The sequence below is a fragment of the Nocardia sp. NPDC056952 genome (genome assembly GCF_042674185.1).
Taxonomy (GTDB): domain Bacteria; phylum Actinomycetota; class Actinomycetes; order Mycobacteriales; family Mycobacteriaceae; genus Nocardia.
Window position 1 is genome coordinate 293117 of the sequence record NZ_JBHURA010000005.1, and the last position, 17624, is coordinate 310740.

Here is a 17624-nt window from a genome sequence, read left to right on the forward strand (position 1 = left end):
CGACCCGCATGCTGATCGGCCGCAAACGCGTCCGGTGTCCAGCACATGATCAAGATGTTCGCTTGACCAGCTGGGGGTTGCCGTGGATCGGGCGTTGAATATCAAGTGCCGCAACAGAAGACGGGAATGAACGGGGATTGTAGACTCGCTGTTCGGGCGGCGAGGGGGGTTCGATGTTCGATCCATGGGCGACGGCGGTCGTTATCCGGCGCAAGACGGACCGGGTTCCCGAGGACAAGACGCTGGAGATCGCAGCGTTCGAACCACAGGGGGATCGGGTCCGGGTGCGGTTCGCCACACCGAAGGAGTACGCGTTCGGGTGGGATCGGGTGACGATCCTCCAAAATCCGACGCGAGTACCACTCGGTCCGGACAATCGGGTGTTCGTCGACGGCTCCTCGGTGGACGCCGTCGAGGCCTACGTGTTCGCGGGCCCACCAGAGGCCGGATCGTGGTGGCATGTGCTGGCCGGCACGAGAACCTGGTGCGTGTACAGCGATGATCGCGTGGAGGTGCTGTCGCGAGCTGCCCTGACACCTAGCTCACGCGATGTGCTCAGGTACTGGCGCATGGTGGCGGAGAAGCAGCCAGGCCCTGCCGGTGCGCTCCTCCAGCAGAACTATCAGAGCCTGGAATTCGTCCACTCCGACAGCACCTTGGCCCGCATTCTCGAGAACGCGCCGATCGTGCCGAAACCCGATGAGCAGACACCGCTTCCGGTGTACCCGTTCCGCACGAATATCAGCCAGAGCGAGGCGGTGTGCAACGCTCTGAGATACCCGATTTCGGTGATCGAAGGGCCGCCGGGAACCGGCAAGACCCAGACGATCCTCAACATCATCGCCTCGGTGATCTGTGAACCCGGTGCCACGGTCGGCGTTGTCTCGTTCAGCAATTCCGCTGTCGACAACGTTGTCGAGAAGCTGGCCAAGGAAGGCTTCGGGATGGTCGCGGCCAATCTCGGAAACTATGAGAAACGGCAGGAGTTCTTCGCCGCACAGAGGCAGCGCAACGCGGAGGTCGTTTCGCTGGTGTACGCCGGGACAGTGCCAGAGACCGACGCCGCAGCCCAGCTCGAAAAGGTGAACCGGCGCCTCGCCGACCTGATGAAACAGGATCGCCTACGCGCCGAGGTGCATGCCGAGCTGCACGCATACCGCTTGGAACAGCGGCACTTCCAGTCGTACTTCGACGATCACGAGGTACCGGATTCCCATAGCTTGCCGCTGCTGAGCCGATACAGCGCGCGCAAGCTGCTCGACTTCATCGCCGACACCGACCCGCAATGGATCCGCGACAGCGGTGTGGGCCGGATGGTCGATGCGATGAACCGCTACTTCCGGTACCGTGCGCTGCGTCATGTCGATGCGGGCGATATCGATGTAGTGCTGCGCATTCAACGTCTGTACTACGAGAAGAAGATCGCCGAACTCGAACGACGAGTCGAGCACCTCAGCACCGCATTGGCAGGCCACAAATTCGACGAGTTGACGGCCGATCAGGCTCGTTTGTCTCGACAGCTTCTCCAAGACTCGCTGTGCGAGAGATACCGCGCCATGGGCCGAACGATCTACAGCTCACGGTATCGATACCAGTTTGCCGAGTTCACCCGCGACTACCCGCTGATGCTGAGCACCTGTCATTCGCTGCAGAAAAGTATCGGCCCCTCGGCACTGCTGGACTACCTCATTATCGACGAGGCATCACAGGTCGATCTAGTGACTGTCGGCCCCGCACTGGCCTGTGCGCGCAACGTCGTCGTTGTCGGTGATATGGCGCAACTCCCGCCGGTCACCAAGCAATCAAGTGACCTTCCGCAGGCGCCCGATCCTGTCTTCGACTACCGAAACAGCGTGCTGGCTTCGATTCTCGAACGCTACGGCGACCGGGTGCCTCGGCAATTGCTCCGCGAGCACTATCGGTGCGACCCCGACATCATCGAGTTCTGCAACCGGAAGTTCTACGACGGCAAGCTGATTCCGTATACGCGCAGCACGCCGGGGCCGAACGCGATGACATTGGTGCGCACCAGCCCGGGCAACCACATGCGCCGCATCCACGGTGACGACGATCCCGATTCCAGCTACCGCAGCAACGAGCGGGAGATCGACGTGATCCGCCACCAGGTGATCCCGTGGATGGGCAGCGATTTCGCGCCGCAGGAGATCGGGGTCACCACGCCGTACCGACGCCAGGCCGACAAGGCGGCTGACGCCCTGATCGATGCCATCGAATCCGACACAGTGCACAAGTTCCAGGGGCGCGAGAAGGATGCGATCATCATGACCACGGTGCTCGACGACACGCGAAGCGGCCGTGCCGGCTTGAAGTTCGCCGACGACCCGAACCTGATCAACGTGGCTGTGTCCCGAGCGAAGCGCCTGTTCGTCCTCGTCACGCATCCTTCCGAGCTGCCGGGAAGCAGACACCTGCGCGATCTGTTCGGCTACATCCGGTACCGGGATCGCCACCATGCGGTGGTCGACAGCGATCTGGTGTCGATATTCGATCTGCTCTACACCGAGCTCAGCGAGCGGCGGCGCGCGCATCCGATGATCGGCTGGGGCCGGACCCGGTGGCCGTCGGAGGACATCGCGCTGACGATGCTGGAGCAGACGCTCGCCGAAACCGGCCGCGACCACCTGGCGATTCACCGCCAGGTCTATCTGCAGAATGTCTTTCCTCGGGATCTGCGGCTGCTCGACGGCGAGCTCAGGGAGTTCGTCAAACGTCGTTCGTCGTTCGACTTCGTCATCTACAACCGCATCACCAATGTGAATGTGGGCGCGGTCGAGGTAGACGGCTTCAGCACGCACGAGGCCGACCCGGTGCAGCAGGCCAGGGACGTGAAAAAGAACAAGATCTGTGAACTGTACGGTTTCGAGCTGCTGCGGCTGGCGACTACCGGCAGCGGCGAGGCCGGCCGGTTCCGCTGGTTCCTGGACAGGCTGCCGGGTGCCTGAGTTGTCGTTGTTTCCGCTCCGATCTGCAACCCGTTCACCCGCAGGTGGGGTGCATGCGCCATGCTTGTGGCGTGGTTATCGCGTCTGATGTCGTTCCCGTGCGTGGCAGTGAGTACTCGGTCCTGTTGCGTCGCGTCCGGGCGGCGGACCTGCTCGACCGGCAAGTGGGGTATTACGGGTGGAAGAGCGCGCTGACCGCAGTGGCCTTCGTGGCTGGTTGGGTGGCATTTTTCGCCATCGGTGACTCGTGGTGGACGCTGGCGGTGGGGGTGTTCCTGGCCGCGGTGTTCTCGCAGATCGCGTTCCTCGGGCACGATGCCGGGCACAAGCAGATCTTCGCCGGGCGGCGGGCCAACTACCTGTACGGGCTGATCGCGGGCAACCTCGCCATCGGGCTGAGCATCGGGTGGTGGACGAGCAACCACAACCGTCATCACGCCCACCCCAATACCGAGGGCATGGACCCGGACGCGATGGGTGTGCTCGCGTTCTCCGGTGACCGTGCGCGGGCCGGAACAGGTTGGCGGCGATTCATTTTCCGCTACCAGGCGTGGCTGTTCTTCCCGCTGCTGCTTCTGGAAGGTGGCAGCCTGCACTGGAAGAGCATCGTCGCGGTGTTCCGCTGGCCGATCCCGAACCGGGTCTGGGAGGGCGCGCTGCTGGCCGCCCACTTCATCGGCTTGCTCTCGGCGGCGTTCCTGGTGTTGTCGCCGGGGAAGGCGTTGGTGTTCATCGCCGTTCAGCAGGGTCTGTTCGGTTTGTACATGGGCTCCACCTTCGCGCCCAACCACAAGGGCATGGAAGTTCTGCCGGACGGCGACAACACCGATTTCCTGCGTCGCCAGGTGCTCACCTCGCGCAATGTGCGCGGCAGCTTCCTCGTCGACACCGCGATGGGTGGGCTGAACTACCAGATCGAGCACCACCTGTTCCCGTCGATGCCGCGCGCCAACCTGCGCCATGCCCAGCCGATGGTCGCGCAGTTCTGCGCCGAGATCGGCGTTCCCTACTGCGAGACCGGCTTGTTCGAGTCGTACCGCCAGGCGATGGCCCACCTGAACGAAGTCGGCCGCCAGGCGGCTCGCTGACCCTTACTCGCCGGCCGCCGCGAGGTAGGCGGCGGTGAGTTCTGCGAGCACCCCGTCGTCGGGAAGCGGCGCGCCACGGAGATGGGTGGCGCGCAGTTCATCCATGAAGCGCTCCCACATCGGGGGTCCGCCCGCGGCGAGTAACTCCGCGCGCACCGTCAGCTCCGGCGCTGTGTGCAACCATCGCGCACCCCACGCGCCCAGTGCGGCCAGCACCGGGACGAGCTGAATCGCGGCCTCGGTGAGGTGGTATTCGACCTTCTGCCGGTGACTGGGGTCGTCGTCGCGAGTGAGCAGACCTGCGGCGACGAGTTTGGCGAGCCGTGCGGCCAGGATGTTCGAGGCGATGCCTTCGATGGAGCCGGTGAGTAGTTCCCGGAAATGCGTATGCCCGCCGAACATGATGTCGCGCAGGATGATCAGGCTCCAGCGGTCGCCGAGGAGCTCGACTGTGAGGTTGATCGGGCAGCCCGACTTGCCCGGCGGCACCGGCAACTTCTCCTGAGCAACTGGTTGCGACATAGGATCAGTCTAGGATACGTTCATCACTGCTTGCACATTGCAATCAGAAAGGGCACCCCCGATGGCTCAGATGGTCCGCGTTCAGAACTTCAGCATTTCCAGCGACGGGTACGGCGCGGGGGAGGGGCAGAGTCTGGAACACCCCTTCGGTCACGCCGAACCCTCTGACTTCATGTTTTGGGCAGGCGCCACCGCGCACTGGCCCAACCGCACCGATCCCGGTGGCACCTACGGCCTCGACGACTACATCACCCGCGACTACGCCGTGAATATCGGCGCGGAAATCATGGGCCGCAACAAGTTCGGTCCGCAGCGCGGACCGTGGGAGAACTACGACTGGCAGGGTTGGTGGGGCGACAACCCGCCGTTCCGCACTCCGGTCTTCGTCCTCACCCACCACGAGCGCCCGTCGTTCACCTTGGCCGACACCACGTTCCACTTCATCGACGCCACCCCGAAGGACGCGCTCGCCCAGGCTCTGGATGCCGCCGACGGCAAGGATGTACGCATCGGCGGCGGCGTCGCCACGGTCCGCGAATTCCTCGCCGCCGACCTCATCGACGCGATGCACATCGTCGTCGCACCGGTGGAAATCGGTGCGGGCGAACGCCTGTGGGAAAGCCCCGACGAATACGACGACCGCTTCCACCACGAGCAGGTCCCCAGCCCCAGCGGAGTCGTCCACCACTTCTTCTGGCGTCGCTGACGTATCACGTGACCTGCGCGGCAGCGATAATCGTGTGGTGCCAACAGATCCCGTCCTGCTCGACGACCTGACGCTGGAACAGTCCTCGGTAGTCGCGAACAACGCGATGAACCGCGGCCGAGGACTGTCCGGGGTGAACAGCTACGCCCGCGAACTCGGATTCGACCCCTACGAGGTACTCGCCGAGCGCTTGCGCGCCGACCCCACCGCCCGGGTCACGTGGATCGACGTCTGCTGCGGCTCCGGCCGGGCCCTGCTCGAAGCAGAGGAACGATTCGACCGCGAATTCCCGACCGCCGACGTCACCATCATCGGCCTGGACCTCGTCGACTTCTTCCTGGACAAACCCCGCACCCCGCGCCTGCGCCTGCTCACCACCTCGGCGACAACCTGGACCCCGCCTCGCGAAGCCGACCTCGTGACCTGCGTGCACGGCCTGCACTACATCGGCGACAAATTAGCTCTCGTCGAGACGATGACAAGCTGGCTCACCCCCGACGGTCTCTTCGCCGCCGACTTCGATCCAGCTGAAATCCGCCGTGCCAATGGTTCACCGATAACCGAGGCCGTCGTCGAAACCCTCAGAGCGGCGGGCCTGACATACAACCGTCGCCAGATCCACGGCCACGGTCAGCCTCGGTTCACCGCCCGCTACCTCGGCGCCGACCCGAAGGCAGGCCCCGGCTATACCGGCCAACCCTCGGTGGTCTCGTACTACGACTGGTGAATCACGGTCGAAACCCGGTGCGCTCATCTCCAGAGCTGACAGAGACGCGGTCGAGCAGATTCAGCGAAGCGCGACCTCGGCGCCACCCGAGAATGCGGAGTCGTGCAGTTCGAGCGTGGTCGGCACGGTTCCAGCGGGCACGTCGAAGACGACGACCACCTGTATCGAGTTTCCCGGGTTGATATCCGACATCATGGCGGTGCCGTCGTTGACGTTGATTCCCGCCATGGTGTCGTTCTCGAACTCTCGGCCGCGGTCATCGATCATCTTCTGATTGCTCGAGAAATACGACTGTGGCTTGTTGCCGATGTTGGTGACTGTGAGGTGAACCAGGATGTACTCGCCCTGCGCGGTCTTCTGGAGGTAGGGGTTGTCTCCGACGGTCTTGACCGGTGCGTCGACCGCATTCACGGTGAACTCGAACTTGCCGTCTCGCACCGGGGTGCCGGCGGGCGCGGGTGCGTCTTCGTTGGGCAGCGGGGCTGCCGGATGGCCGGGTGCGGTTGGTTTGCCCGCGGCAGTGGTGAACGTCGTAGTGGCCTTGGTCTTGTCGTCGCCGGCCGATAGTGCTGATACACATCCGCCGAACCCGCAGAGCGCGACGAGAACGCCCACCACCACGAGGATGATCGTGTTCGCGTTGCTCTTCTTCGGTGGCCGCGGTGGATACGGATACCCCGGTTGCCCGCCGTATGGCTGTTGGGGGTACGGCTGCTGCGGATACGGCGGGGTCGTCAAGTGGTTCCTCTCGAGGGTCTGTTCAGGCACTTCCATTCGGTACGGAGATCTCCGGTGGGCGACGAGTTGTTACGGAGATAACAAATATTGGTCGTTTGAGACGTGACCCGAGGGGTATGGGCGGCTGGGATCGTCAGTTCTGGCAGGCCGGGAAGGCGGCGGCGTGGTAGTGCTCGGCGGATTCCTGATTGCCGACGGGCACAGCGGCATCGAGATCAATGCTCGCAGAGCGAGAATTCGCGCTCGTACAGCTCGTTGTTGTGCTTGTCGACGAAGAACTTGCGCTCTCGCATCAGTTCCGTGCGGTAGGCGTCGGCTTGGGCCGCGGTCATCGTCGACGTCGGGGACCAGGGCTGTTGAGGCGGGATGTCGGAGGTCGAGAAGATGGTCACCGAGGGGTCGACGAGGAAGAAGGCCAGGATCTTGCGGTGACCGGTTCGGGTCGGGTCCTGGAGCCGGAACGGTGCGACGCGATGCTGGAGGATGTTCGGGAACGCCACGCAGCGACCGGCTGTGGCCTGGACCGATCCCAGGTCCTGGTTGAGTGCGTCCTCGTCGGCGAGACCGAAGACCTCGCGCATGCCGGTTTCGTCGTTCTGGTCGTATTCGGGGTCGTCGATCGCCGCGCGGAAACCGAGCCGGCTGTCGGTGATGTTCTCGTTGTCCCAGTAGTAGATTCCGGTGGCGACGATGCTTTCGTTGAGCATTGCTTCGACGTGCCACGAACCGCCCGGATATTCCGGCTTCTCGGGTGTGAGGTGAATATTGGCGAGTTTCACGATGACCTGCAATCTGCGCCCGGTGAGGTCGACGCGATCGCTGTCGTCAACGGGTGTGGGTAGCTGAAAAGCGGGGGCGTCCGGGATGGCCGGTCGGCGGTTTTCCCACCATTCGTCCCAGGCGGCCTCGAAGGCTTCCTGGGCTTCGTCGCTCTCATCGGTCGGCTCGGTGGGTTCGGAGTCTTCGTACCAGGCGAAGGGGTTGACGTCGATCCGCACCGGTCGTGGTCGGCGCAGGTCGGTCAGCACATCGGCCAGCAGTGGAAGCATGCGGGCGAACAGTTCCGGCAAGACGGATTCGAGTGCGTGATGGCGAGCGGGGTCGACGTTGTTGACATAGGAACGGAAGGCGACCTCGCCGGTGTCGGTGACATCGACATCGGTGGGCAGCCATTGAAACTTCTGCGAATACGCGTACCCGGCATCATTTTTCGCCGGGCCGGGCCATGGCGCGTCATCGGGCCGGCTGACGCCGCGGACCAGGCAGTACAGCGAGGGATGGACGAGATTGCGCACCTGACCGTTCGACCCGGGTTGCCAATCGTGTTCTGCCGCTGGAACATCCTCGAACACCCGGGCCGCTGCGCGCAGGCGAGCCCGTAACGTGTCGTCGATCAGGGTGTCCGATTGCCACACCCCATCGACAGCGGACATCTCGATCCCGGTCTTCTCGTCGCGTAATCCGGCGTAGTACGCGAGTTCATCGAGCACATAGCGGATTTGCGCTTCCGTCATTCCGGATTCGGCGGCTTCTCGAGTCCATCGGGCGACGATGTCGGAGTCCAGCATCTTCTGATGCCACTGTGATTTCTCCCGAACAGCGGCGCTCAATCGCATCATCTCCAGCTCGCGCACCGTCCTGACCGGCGCGACAGCCACCAGATGAGCGGCACGGAAGGGCAACGGAAACGGGTCGAGCTGAGTCAATTCTCTATTCTCTCAACAGTTCTGGCGAGTCGCGCGGTGCGAATACCGGAGACGACACTATTTGACCGCCGCAGAGCTCAGAGGCGAGGGTCGGTCGGTACGGATTCCATGGCCAGGACGGCGAAGACCAATTCATGGACGCGCCACAGTGGTTCGCCCGCGGCGACGGCGTCCAGGGCGGCCAGGCCGAGCGTGTGTTCGCGGAGGGCGAGGGTGCGTTTGCGGCTGAGGGTGCGGTCGCGCAGACGGGTGAGGTGTTCCGGGGTGGTGTAGTCGGGGCCGTAGATGATGCGGAGGTATTCGCGGCCTCGGCATTTGATGCCGGGCTGGACGAGTTTGCCTCTGCTGCGGTGGGTGAGGCCGGCGTAGGGCTTGATGACCATGCCTTCACCGCCTGCCGCGGTCATCTCGAGCCACCAGGTGGTGGCTTCGGCTTGGGCGGCAGGGTCGGACAGGTCGACGATTCGGCGGCCGGTAGGGCGGAAGGTCACAGGGTCGGCCGCGACCAAGCGGTCGCTGATGTCGAGGTGCCAGCCGTGGTCGCGGTCGGCGTAGCAGGCGCCTTCGGAGGCGAGGAGGGCGAACGGGGCGATCTGGACGCCGTCGAGTCCTGTTGTCGGCCAGCAGTATCGGCGGTAGGCGTGGGTGAAACCGGCCGCGTTCTCGGCGCGGGCGGCGGTGCGGGCACGCAGTTCGCCGAGGTCGAGTCCACGGGCCAGTCCGGCGTCGAGTGCCGCGACCGCGGCGGGCAGCGCCGACCGTGCGGCGGCGCCTGCGGCCGCGTACTGGGTGCGGATCAGCCCGGCGGCCTTGGCGGACCAGGGCAGCAGTTCGCAGTCCAGGAGCAGCCAGTCCGAGCCGAGTTCGTCGAAAAGCGGTGCGGCCGCGGCCCGGACGCGGTCGAGCAGCGTCTCGGTGAGGGCCGGATCGTTGAAGAACGACCGTCCGGTGCGGGTGTAGATCGCACCGGAGCATCCGTCGCCGACGCCGAAGCGAGCCGCCGCCTTGTCACGGCACACGAGCACCACGGCCCGCGACCCCATGTGCTTCTCCTCGCACACCACCTTGTCCACACCCGCCGCGCGATAGTCGGCGAACGCCTCGGTGGGATACTCGAGATACCCCTCGACGGTCGACGTCGACGGCGGGGACATGGTCGGCGGCAACCACAGCAACAGCCGGGGATCGATCGCGAACCGGCTCATCACCTCCAGCGCGGCCGCCGAGTTCTCGGCATCGACGATCACCGTGCCGTGCTCGGTGCGGATGTGCCTGCGCCCGGTGACATCGGCGAGGTCGAGCGTCTCGTTGTCGCGCGCGGATTCGGCATCGGCGAGCGGCCGGATCGGCTCGTAGTACATCCGCTCGGCCTGCACCGCGACGAATGTCTTCTCGGGGTAGCGCAGCGCCGTCAGCTCGCCGCCGAACACCGCACCGGTGTCGAGACAGACGGTGTTGTTGATCCACTCCACCTTCGGCGTCGGTACGTGCCCGTAGACGACCATTGCCGCACCGCGATAGTCCCGCGCCCACGGATAGCGCACCGGCAAGCCGTATTCGTCTGTCTCGCCGGTGGATTCGCCGTAGAGACAGAAGTCGCGAACGCGCCCGGACGCGCGTCCGTGGTATGCCTCTTTGAGTCCGGCGTGCGCGACCACGAGTCGCCCACCGTCCAATCGCAGGTGACTGACGAGGTCGTGGATCCACTGCGCCGCGGACTCGATGAACTCCGGTGTCTCGCTGTCCAATTGCTCGAGCGTCTCGGCGAGGCCGTGGGACACCGTGACGTTCTTGCCCCGCAACTTCTTGAGCAGCTTCTGCTCGTGATTGCCCGGCACGCACAGCGCGTTTCCGCTCGCGGTCATCCCCATCACCAACCGCAGCACCCCCGGTGAATCGGGCCCGCGGTCGACGAGGTCGCCGACGAAGACCGCCTGACGTCCCGCCGGGTGGGTGGCATCGACAGCGCGCCCGGCCTCGTCGCGAACCAGCGTCCATCCGAGTTCGCCCAGCAGCGTTTCCAATTCGGCCCGGCAGCCGTGCACATCGCCGATGATGTCGAACGGACCCGTGAGCTCACGCCGGTCGTTCCACGCCTTCTCGTAGGTGATCGTCACTTCGGCCGGATCACTGACGACGTGCACCTTGCGAAAACCCTCGCGACCGAGCTCGCGCAGGGAACGCCGCAGGTCCTGACTCTGCCGCTTCAGCACGTTGCGCCCGAAGTCGCGATCGCTGCGGCCCTGAGTACGTTCCCACGCCACAGCTTCGGGCGTATCGATGACGATCGCGACCGGCAGCACATCGAAAGACCGTGCCAGCGCGACCAATTCGGCCCGCGCGTGCTTCTGCACATTGGTGGCGTCGATGACGACGCGTCGACCGGCGCGCAGCCGGATCCCGGCGATGTGGCCGAGCGCGTCGAAGGCGTCCTTCGTCGCGGACTGATCGTTCTCGTCGTCGGCCACCATGCCGCGGAAGAAGTCCGACGACAGCACCTCGGTGGGCTTGAAGTGCTCGCGGGCGAAGGTGGATTTGCCGGAACCGGAGATGCCGACCAGGGCGATGAGCGACAGGTCGGGGAGGTCGATGTTCATTTACGCGGCCTTCCGGAACAGCGCGAGCTGGGTGGGGGAGCCGGTCTGCGGGTCGTGGTCGCCGACCGGGCGGATGTCGACGGTGTAGCCGAAGGTCTCGGCGACGCGGGCGCACCAGGCGGTGAATTCGGCACGGGTCCACTCGAATCGGTGATCGTCGTGGCGGTGACCGTCGAGGGTCTCGTAGTGCACGTTGTATTCCACGTTCGGCGTCGTCACGATCACCGCGCCGGGCGCAGCATGCCCGAAGACGGCGCGTTCGAGCGCGGGCAGCCGGGACTCGTCGACGTGTTCGATCACCTCCATGAGCACCGCCGCGTCGAAGCCGCGCAGGCGGTTGTCGTGGTAGGTCAGCGCCGACTGGATGAGCGTGATCCTGGCCCGCTGCCGGTCCGACATCCGGTCGAACTTCAAGCGCCGCTCCGCCATCGACAGCGCCGCGCTGGAGACGTCGGCGCCGACGATCTCGGTGAACCGGGCCTCGGCTTGCAGCGCGAGCAGCAGAGCGCCCGGGCCACAACCGAGATCGAGGACACGCGATGCGCCGGTCTCGGCGAGTGCCGCGAGCACCGCTTCCTTGCGCAGCTTCACCAGGGGTGTGCGGCGCTCGGCAGCTTCGACGCGTTCGATCGCGTCTCCGGGGATTTCGGCATCGTCGACCACCTCGTCCGCCGAGCGCAGCCGTTCCAACGCCGACAACATGAGTGTGCGCCGTCCGGCCAGATAGCGCCGCGCGATCAGTTCACGGTCGGGGTGGGCGCCGAGCCAGCCCTCGCCCGCGCGGAGCAGTTTGTCGACTTCGTCGGCGTCCACCCAGTAGTGCTTGGCGTCATCGAGCACCGGCAACAGCACGTAGAGGTGGTTCAGTGCCTCTGCCAGCCGCAGCGTCCCGGTCAAACGGAGGTGGGTGTAGGGCGACGGGCCCCATTCCGGGAACTCGGGATCGAGCGGCACCGAGCTGGTCGACACCGTCCAACCCAGCGGCGCGAACAGTCTCTCGACGATCTCGGTCCCACCACGGCACGGCACGGCGGGGACTTCGATCTCCAACGGAATCGCGGTCTCCGCCAGTTCTTTACGGTCGCGGCTCGTGCCGTTCAGCGCCGACCGGAACACCTTGCCCAGCGCCACCGACAGCAGGCTCGACGCCACATACGGCCGGTCGTTCACATAGCGTCCGAGCGCGGACCCGTTGTGCCCCTTGCTCGGTCGCGCCAACTCCACCGGGTCGACCTCCAGCAGCAGGGCGACGGTGCAGCGATCGACATCGGCCTGTGGATAGAAGACGTGTGCCGTGCCGCCGGTGGTCGTGAACGACTGCACGCGGTCGGGATGTTTGACCACGAGGTATCCGAGGTCGGTCGCCGGCGTGTGAGTCGTGGAGATCGTCAAGAGCACTTGATGATCCTGTCACGGACCGCCAGCGATTTTCGCCGAGTCCGGAGATCACCGGAAGTCGAACGACGGTGGGATGGCGACGATCACGGCGGCCGCCCACACGCCGTATACGGGCAGGTAGTCGGTCTGCCAGCGTTCGACAGCGGCGAAGGTCTTCCTGCCGCGCACGAAGCCGAGCCCGAGGTGGCCCGACCACACGAGGTTCACCAGCAACACCACGTTCAGTCCGAGCGCGACCACCTTGTTGGGGGTGGAGCCGAACTCGGCGATCCGGGTGAGCATGGCGGCCAGCATCGTCACGTCGACGACCAGCGCGGTGAGCACCAGCACCAGCTGCAGGCGGTCGAAGAACCCGGGTGGGGTCAGCGGATCGCGGGCGGAGATCGTATAGAGGAGCAGGCCCAGGACCAGGACGAGGATCAGGTCCATCAGGATGAGCAGATCGCGGTCGATCGCGGTCAGGCTGCGGGTGGTCGCGAGAGCGGCGAGCAGCGCGAACAGCATGACGATGGTGAGCGGGGTGAAGACCCGGGTGAGCACCGGCGCGATGTTCTCCACGACGTTCTGTTTGGCTTCGACCAGCCAGGCGGCGACGATCACCGCGCCCGCCGCCCCGAAGGGCAGCACCCAGTCCTCGATCACCGGCTCGATGTCGAAATCGAGGGTCCCGAACGCGCCCACTGTCAGTCCGATCAGCACTCCGCCGCCGAGCGCTAGCAAGGTCAGGTAGACGAACCACTCCCCGGTGAACCGGATGAAGTCCATCCGCCGCCGCCCGGAGCGCCAGTCGCCGCCCACGTACGCGAAGCCGACCACCAGCCACAGCAGGATCGGCGCGTGGATCGCGGCGATGATCTCGGTCGCCCCTTCGGGCTCGAACGGATACAGGTTCAGCACGAGTGCGGTGAGCACGACGGGCGCGAGCAGCACGGCGGCCACCCGCGCGGGAACCTGGCGCTTCCACGCGAAATATCCTGCGAGGAAGGGCAAGACGAGCAGGCTGATGTTGAGACCCAACGCAGGGCCCGCCAGCCAGGTGAAGCCCGCCTTCACCGTGAGTGCCGCCCCTATGGCGAAGGCGAGCACAACCATCAGCTCTCGATTGCCCGCACCGCCCTCGGACTCCTCCGGCACCAGAACGAGCTGCTTCCAGAGCCTTTCGGAATGCTCGAGCGCGAACTCCCGGGAGATCGCGTCCATGCTGCCCATCCGTTTCACCGCGACGAGGAATGCCTCGTCGCTCGACAGGCCCGCGGTGTGCAAGGTCGAGATCTGTTCGCGCAGATGGTCTTCCATCTCGTCGACGTCGGCGACCGAAATCGCACGATGACGCTGGACGTACCCGCGCCACTGATCGATATGGGCTTGCAACTCGGTCTCCATCACGCCCATCCCTTCTCCACCGGCCGGGTGGCGCTGCGCCAGACCTGGTCCAGGGCCTCGGCGACCACACTCCACTGGGCTTGTCGTTCGGCGAGCGCCGCCCGGCCAGACTCGGTGATCAGGTAGTGCTTGCGGCGACGTCCGCCCTCGGACACCCGCCACGTCGACGACACGTGCCCGAGCCGTTCCAGCCGGTGCAGCAGCGGGTACAGCATCCCGTCGGTCCACTGCATCCGCCCGCGGGAGAGCTGGTTGACCTGCTCGAGGATGGCGTAGCCGTACGACTCGCCCTCGGCCAGAATTCCGAGTACCAGCGGCGTCGCCGAGGCCGCCACCAGGTCTTTGTCTATCCGCATCGCACTCCTATACCTAGCAGATCTAGGTAATAACCTAGCAGATCTAGGTATATGGGTGTGGATGTCGCACCCTAGGGTGAGGATTCCGTTGAATCGCCTAACGACCGTGTCGGGGGCCCCGATGAAGTCTGCATGTACGCGCTACCGCGCGTAGGGGACACAGAATCGAGGAACCATGAAGAACGCAGTTCGAATGGGCGCGCTCATCGCCGTCGCCGCGGCACTGGTCACAGGCTGCACCGACGAGAGTGGTTCAGGGACAACAACATCGACCTCCCGCGCGACGGTGGCCCCGTCGAGCTCCCGCGCGCCCGCGCCGGGTGGCCAGACCCCGGAGTCCCCCGCGCCCGAGGAGACCGCCGCGCCCCGGCCCGGCGCCACCATCGCGCCGGAGCCCGAAACACCGCCGGTCACACAAGCTCCCACGCTGATCCCGGCTCCCGGCACCACCTCTCCCGCCCCCGCCGACGACATCAGCGGACCGGGTCGCTGCATAGACCCGGCCTCGACCGGTGTGCAGAACGCCCTCGCGAGCCTCCAGGGAAGCTGGGTCGCCGGACAGGCTTCGAGTGATCAGCCGGGTAGCTGTGGTCAGCTGTTGTATGTGCGCGCCATCGGCGGCAACTCCGCGGGTGCGCCGATCCACCTCTTGTTCTTCCGCAACGGAAAGTACTTGGGCACGGGCACTTCTGAGCCGTATGCCTTCACCACCGTTGTCGGGTCGAGCAACAACGCGGTGACCGTCGACTACCGCTGGCTCGCCGGTGACGAACCCTTTGCCGCGCCGCAGGGCGGCCCGGCGACGATTACCTATTCGTGGAACGGTTCGAAGGTGGTGATGGGCGGCACGCTGCCGACCGAAGTCACCCAGCCGCACCGCTGATCCGTTCTCGGACGCCCCTGTGCGCTGGGCGACTGGGTTCAGTTGTCCGGGTGCAGCACCAGCACCGTGATCTCGCTGGGGGCGAAAACCCGTAGCTGCGGGCCCCAGAAACCGGTGCCGCGGCTGGTATAGAGCTGGGTGTTGTTCGCGTGTCTGCTCAGGCCCGCGACGACCGGCTGGTCGAGCCGGACCAGGTAGTGGAACGGCCAGATCTGCCCGCCGTGAGTGTGACCGGAGATCTGCAGCGCGATGCCCGCCGCGGCGCTGTCGGCGATCTGTTTGGGCTGGTGGGCCAGCAGGACGACCGGCAGCGAGGGGTCGGCGCCCGCGAGTGCGGCGGGCAGATCGGGACCGTGACCGGGCAGGCCGACGCCGGTCGGGTCGTCGATGCCGGCGATGACGAGGCGGTCGCCGTCGCGGGTCAGGACGCTGTGCTGGTTGTGCAGCGGCTGCCAGCCGAGCGAGGCCATGTAGTCGATCCAGCCCTGCGCGTCGCCGAAGTACTCGTGATTGCCGGTGATGTAGAACCGGCCAAGCGGCGCCTCGACCTTGCCGAGCGGATCGACCTGCGCCTGGCGTTTCACGACCGAGCCGTCGGCGAGATCACCGGCGTGGCATGCGATATCGGGCCGCTGCGCGTTGACCACCTCCACCACGCGTTCCGACCAGCGCCGCCGATTCAGCGCGGCGTAATGGGTGTCGGTGACGACCACTACGCGCAACCCGTCCAGGCCCCGCGCCAGCCCGCGAATCGCGACGTCGACTGTGCGTACCCGCGGTATGCGACGCGCCTCGTACACGCCCCACCCGACCAGCGCCGCGGAAGTCACCAGCACCCCTGCCGCCACGATCCGGGCACCGTCGACCCCGCCGACGGCCAGCGCGCCCCGCACGAGCAGCCCGATCACCGACCAGGAGAACACCACCCACACCACCCCGAGCAGGGTGTCGCCGACGATCACCGCCGGATCGGACTGCGCGGGCCCGTGCCCGAGGAACATCGTGAGCGGCAGGCACACGAGGGCGGCCGCGGCGATCGCCGTCCCGGTCCAGAACAGCGTGCCGCTGCCACCGGTCGGCGCCGAGACCAACGTCCACCAGGGGACCCCGAACAACAGGGCGAGGACCAGCGACAACATCATCAGGCGTACGGCGAGCTTCACGGCGGTCCCGTTCTGGGCAGGGCGGCCGGGCGCGGCCACGAATCGACCTCCCAGGGTAGCGCTCCGCCGGCGCCGCCCCTCGCCGAGAATCCGCAGTTCGCAGCGGGCGCGCGAAGCAGGCTGCCCCACTGCACAATTCGATGTACCCCTGGGATCAGGTGCGCGCTATGCTGCCCGACAGGGCCCCGCGCGCAGGTGCAGTACCGCGGCGGGTCGAGTGGGGAAGCGGCGAGGCCGCACAAACGGGAAGGTCAGAACACCGATCATGCGTGGGGTAAAGAGAGTTCTTCGGCGAGTGATGGCAGGCGCCGTCGTGGTGGTGGTGCCGTTCGGCGCCTCTGTCGCGCCCGCCGCCGCCGATGCCGACCCGTCCGCGATCGACTTCCGGGTGGATACGTCGATGGGGGAGATCAACACCAGGATCATCCGCGCGGCCGACGGCAACACCGATCGGGTGGTCTACCTGCTCGACGGCGAACGCGCCGAGGACGACCTGAACGGCTGGGAGAAGCACACCACCATCCCGGCGCAGATGGCGAAGTTCAACATCAACGTCGTGATGCCGGTCGGCGGGCAGTCCAGCTTCTACGCCGACTGGGAGCAGCCGAGCAACTTCTTCGGCGTCAACCCCGACGGGTCGATGCTGCCCAGCGCCGACTCCGGTTCGGCGATCGGCGGCTGGGAGGACACCCAGGGCAAGGTCAACACCTACCAGTGGGAAACCTTCATCACCAAGACGCTGCCGGAGGCGATGAAGTCCCGGCTGGGCTTCAGCGCGACCCGCAACGGTGTGGTCGGCCTGTCCAGCGGCGGTAGCGCGGCGATGCTGATGGCGGCATACCACCCCGAGCAGTTCACCTACGCCGGGTCGCTGTCGGGCTACCTGCACATGTCGATGCCCGGCATGCGCGAGGCGCTCGGCGGGGCGATGATCGCCAGCGGTGGGTACAACATCGAGGCGATGGCGCCCGCGGGCAGTGAGAAGTGGAAGCGGATGGACCCGTACGGGTTCGTCGAGAAGCTGATCGCCAACAACACCCGCCTCTACGTCTCCGCGGGTAGCGCCAAGCCCGCCGACCAGGACCTGTCCTCGGTCGACGCGATCACCCAGGGCATGCCGCTGGAAGCGATCGCCCTGGCCAACACCCGCTCGTTCGAGAAGCGGGTGACCGCACTGGGTTACGAGAACGTCAGCTACGACTTCCCCGACATCGGCATTCACAACTGGGGCACCTGGGAACAGGTCGCCATCCGTCTGATGCCCGACATGGCGCGCAACATCGGCAAGCCGTTGCCCGCGGGCGCGACCCCGCCGGGCGGTGGCGCTCCGCCCGTCGACGGCCCGCCCGCCGGTGGCCCGCCCGCCGGTGGCGAACCGCCGAAGTAGCCTCTGC

At 66.0% G+C, this 17624-nt stretch carries 14 protein-coding genes; 6 read left to right on the forward strand and 8 right to left on the reverse strand.

The genetic code is table 11. The features are described from left to right. Nucleotides 1-173 precede the first annotated feature (173 nt). Together ACFTS5_RS20190 and ACFTS5_RS20195 are read left to right on the forward strand one after the other, a co-directional pair. Entirely contained in the window at nt 174-2963 is a 2790-nt protein-coding gene (locus ACFTS5_RS20190; RefSeq protein WP_378633027.1) for an AAA domain-containing protein, read from the forward strand. Nucleotides 2964-3034: 71 nt separating this feature from the next. After that, nucleotides 3035-4051 carry a fatty acid desaturase family protein gene (locus ACFTS5_RS20195; protein ID WP_378633030.1) on the forward strand — a complete coding sequence of 339 codons (1017 nt, stop codon included), beginning with the start codon at nt 3035-3037 and terminating at the stop codon, nt 4049-4051. A 3-nt stretch (nt 4052-4054) separates the two neighbouring features. Here the strand turns inward: ACFTS5_RS20195 and ACFTS5_RS20200 are convergent, their stop codons facing one another. After that, nucleotides 4055-4573, reverse strand: coding sequence for a winged helix-turn-helix transcriptional regulator (locus ACFTS5_RS20200; RefSeq protein WP_378633032.1), 519 nt, complete (start codon nt 4571-4573; stop codon nt 4055-4057). Between the two features lie 61 nt (nt 4574-4634). Here ACFTS5_RS20200 and ACFTS5_RS20205 point away from each other — a divergent pair, with 61 nt between their 5' ends. Both ACFTS5_RS20205 and ACFTS5_RS20210 read left to right on the forward strand, forming a co-directional pair. After that, a complete protein-coding gene (locus ACFTS5_RS20205) occupies nt 4635-5279 on the forward strand; it encodes a dihydrofolate reductase family protein (protein ID WP_378633035.1) in 645 nt (214 codons plus the stop codon). Between the two features lie 37 nt (nt 5280-5316). Continuing rightward, complete coding sequence (locus tag ACFTS5_RS20210; protein ID WP_378633037.1) at nt 5317-6006, forward strand: class I SAM-dependent methyltransferase; 690 nt, start codon at nt 5317-5319, stop codon at nt 6004-6006. A gap of 60 nt (nt 6007-6066) precedes the next feature. On the opposite strand, the gene ACFTS5_RS20215 is transcribed toward ACFTS5_RS20210, so the two are convergent. The 6 genes from ACFTS5_RS20215 to ACFTS5_RS20240 form a co-directional block, all read right to left on the reverse strand. Then, nucleotides 6067-6744 (reverse strand): DUF4352 domain-containing protein, encoded by a 678-nt coding sequence (locus ACFTS5_RS20215; RefSeq protein ID WP_378633040.1) that lies wholly within the window; start codon nt 6742-6744, stop codon nt 6067-6069. A gap of 215 nt (nt 6745-6959) precedes the next feature. After that, the gene (locus ACFTS5_RS20220) at nt 6960-8450 is read right to left on the reverse strand and encodes a DUF4246 domain-containing protein (RefSeq protein ID WP_378633042.1); all 1491 of its coding nucleotides are present in this window, start codon (nt 8448-8450) and stop codon (nt 6960-6962) included. A 77-nt stretch (nt 8451-8527) separates the two neighbouring features. After that, nucleotides 8528-11047, reverse strand: a complete 2520-nt coding sequence (locus ACFTS5_RS20225) for a polynucleotide kinase-phosphatase (protein WP_378633045.1) — start codon at nt 11045-11047, stop codon at nt 8528-8530. Beyond that, nucleotides 11048-12445 carry a 3' terminal RNA ribose 2'-O-methyltransferase Hen1 gene (locus ACFTS5_RS20230; protein ID WP_378633047.1) on the reverse strand — a complete coding sequence of 466 codons (1398 nt, stop codon included), beginning with the start codon at nt 12443-12445 and terminating at the stop codon, nt 11048-11050. A 48-nt stretch (nt 12446-12493) separates the two neighbouring features. After that, nucleotides 12494-13837, reverse strand: coding sequence for a permease prefix domain 1-containing protein (locus ACFTS5_RS20235; protein WP_378633049.1), 1344 nt, complete (start codon nt 13835-13837; stop codon nt 12494-12496). Continuing rightward, the gene (locus ACFTS5_RS20240; RefSeq protein WP_378633051.1) at nt 13828-14184 is read right to left on the reverse strand and encodes a PadR family transcriptional regulator; all 357 of its coding nucleotides are present in this window, start codon (nt 14182-14184) and stop codon (nt 13828-13830) included. The genes ACFTS5_RS20235 and ACFTS5_RS20240 overlap by 10 nt, the downstream gene beginning before the upstream one ends. Nucleotides 14185-14359: 175 nt before the next feature. Here ACFTS5_RS20240 and ACFTS5_RS20245 point away from each other — a divergent pair, with 175 nt between their 5' ends. Beyond that, complete coding sequence (locus ACFTS5_RS20245) at nt 14360-15067, forward strand: LppP/LprE family lipoprotein (protein WP_378633054.1); 708 nt, start codon at nt 14360-14362, stop codon at nt 15065-15067. 38 nt (nt 15068-15105) lie between these two features. Here the strand turns inward: ACFTS5_RS20245 and ACFTS5_RS20250 are convergent, their stop codons facing one another. Then, entirely contained in the window at nt 15106-16269 is a 1164-nt protein-coding gene (locus tag ACFTS5_RS20250; RefSeq protein ID WP_378633056.1) for a metallophosphoesterase, read from the reverse strand. Nucleotides 16270-16528: 259 nt separating this feature from the next. On the opposite strand from ACFTS5_RS20250, the gene ACFTS5_RS20255 reads away from it, so the two are divergent. Further along, complete coding sequence (locus tag ACFTS5_RS20255; RefSeq protein ID WP_378633059.1) at nt 16529-17617, forward strand: alpha/beta hydrolase; 1089 nt, start codon at nt 16529-16531, stop codon at nt 17615-17617. Nucleotides 17618-17624: the final 7 nt, after the last annotated feature.